This window comes from Kitasatospora sp. NPDC059088 (assembly GCF_042738155.1).
Taxonomy (GTDB): Bacteria; Actinomycetota; Actinomycetes; order Streptomycetales; family Streptomycetaceae; genus Kitasatospora.
Genome location: NZ_JBHYGR010000019.1, coordinates 56985 through 58996 on the forward strand (window position 1 = coordinate 56985; position 2012 = coordinate 58996).

General features: G+C 76.9%; 2 protein-coding genes. Both read right to left on the bottom strand.

Going from position 1 to position 2012, the window contains the following annotated elements; all coding sequences use genetic code 11:
- Positions 1 to 96: 96 nt before the first annotated feature.
- On the bottom strand, positions 97 to 1368 hold the full coding sequence (locus ACFWXO_RS11475; RefSeq protein ID WP_380523338.1) for an ATP-binding protein: 1272 nt from the start codon (positions 1366 to 1368) through the stop codon (positions 97 to 99).
- Positions 1369 to 1571: 203 nt separating this feature from the next.
- On the bottom strand, positions 1572 to 2012 hold a 441-nt coding region (locus ACFWXO_RS11480), incomplete at its 5' end, for an ATP-binding protein (RefSeq protein ID WP_380523339.1).

A 2012-nucleotide genomic window follows, 5' to 3' on the forward strand; every position in this document is an offset into this window, starting at 1 on the left:
GGGGGCCCCGCCCGCGGTGCCCGGGGGTCCCCCCCCGGGGCCAAAGCGGGCGGCGGGGGGGGGGGGGCCCGGCCCCCCCCCGCCCCGGGCCCCGGCTCACAGCCGGGCGTGCGAGCCGATGTCGGCGCGGAAGGCCTCGACCATGGCGGCCGTCACCGTCGGGCGGCTCGCGCCGATCGCGGCGAGGTGGTCCGCGGTGGTCGCCCCGGGGACGGCGTCGTCCCGTTCGAAGGCGGTCTGGGCCGCCAGCCGTGCGGCGTGCTCGATGTCGGCGGGCGAGAAGCGCTCGCTCGCGGCCACCAGGGCGGGCACGTCCACGTCGACGCGGTCGGTGCCGAGGGCGTAGCGGGACCAGATGGCGGCGCGGGCGTCCGGGTCCGGCGGTCCGATCGGGATGACGTAGTCGAACCGGCCGGTGCGCAGGAAGGCCGGGTCGAGCGAGCGGACCGAGTTGGTCGCGCAGACCAGCAGCCGGCCGTCGCGCTCGCGGAACCCCGGGATCAGCTTGAGCAGTTCGTTGGTCACCCCGTGCACGGCGCCCGGCTGGCCGGCCGCGCCGCGCACGGGGGCGATCTCCTCCACCTCGTCGATGAAGACCAGCACCCGCTCCAGTTCGCCGATCCGCGCGAACGCGCTGCGCAGCGCGGCGGCCAGGTTGCCCTCGTCGGCGAGGCGGGAGGGCAGCAGTTCGACGAACGGCCAGCCCAGGCGGGAGGCGATGGCCCGGGCGAAGGTGGTCTTGCCGGTGCCGGGCGGCCCGAACAGGGTGATCGCGCGCGGCGGCCGCACCCCGTGCCGGGCGGCGCGCTCGGGTTCCGCGAGCGGCAGCACGATCCGCCGCTCGATCAGCTCCTTCTCGGCGGTCATCCCGGCGACCTGGTCCCACAGGTCCCCGCTCAGCAGCCGCCCGCCGAGCTCGTCCAGCGTGCCGGCCGCGGGGCCGGCGGCGGGCTCGGTCTTCTCGAAGTAGGCCGCGGCGGGCCGCCGTTGGTAGCCGGCCTTGTGCAGTCCCTCGCCGAGCAGCTCCTCCTCCGGCAGCACGTAGGCGATCCGCCGCACCCGCAGCTCGACCAGCCGCCGCTCCAACTCCCGCAGCAGCGCGCTGGCCAGGCCCCGTCCGCGCCAGGCCGGGGCGATCGCCACCCGCATCACCCAGGCCCGCTCCCCCGTCCCGGCCACCTGGGCCAGCGCGGCCCCGATCGGCGTGCCGCCGTGCACCGCGACCACGGCGGGCTGGCGTGCGGTCAGCGCGGCGATGCACTCGGCGAGCGGGAACACGGACTCCTGCCCCAGCCCGGCGGTGCTGTCGATCAGGTGGACGACGGCGGCCAGGTCCTCCTCCCGGTAGTCGTGGATCAGCCAGTTCACGCGCATCGCTCCCTCGGGTCGCCGCTCGCCGGTCGCCGTCGTACGGCACGGCCCGTACGGGCGGTTCGTATGGGCGGTTCGTACGGGCGGTTCGTACGGTTCCGGAGAAGGTAGGCGGGCCGGGCGCGGCCCGTCGTGCGCCGATCGGGACAACGCGCCGTGGACGAACCGTACGCGGCAGCGGGTTGCGCGGCCGCTAGGGCCTAGGGGAGCCGGGTGGCCCGGGGCAGGTCGAGCTCCGCCCACACCGCCTTCCCGAAGGCGGTCCGGCAGGCTCCCCAGCGGCGGCACAGGACGTTGATCAGTTGCAGTCCGCGCCCGCCCTCGTCGCTCAGCGAGGCGTGCTGGATCTGCGGGAGGTCGGGGCCCCGGTCGGAGACCTCGATCACCAGGCGGTCGTGCCGGAGCAGTCGCAGCGGCCCGACCGCGCGCCCGTGGCGCAGGGCGTTGCCGGCCATCTCGCTGACCACCAGCTCCGCCGCGTCCACCAGGTCGGTCAGCTCCCACCGGGCCAGCTGGTCGCTGACCAGGCGGCGGGCGGCGCCGGCCGCCGAGGCGTCCGCCGGGAGGTCCCACACCCGCACCTCGGCGGCCCCCCCCCCCGCGAGGCCGACGGGGGCGACCACGTACGCGTCGTCGAACCC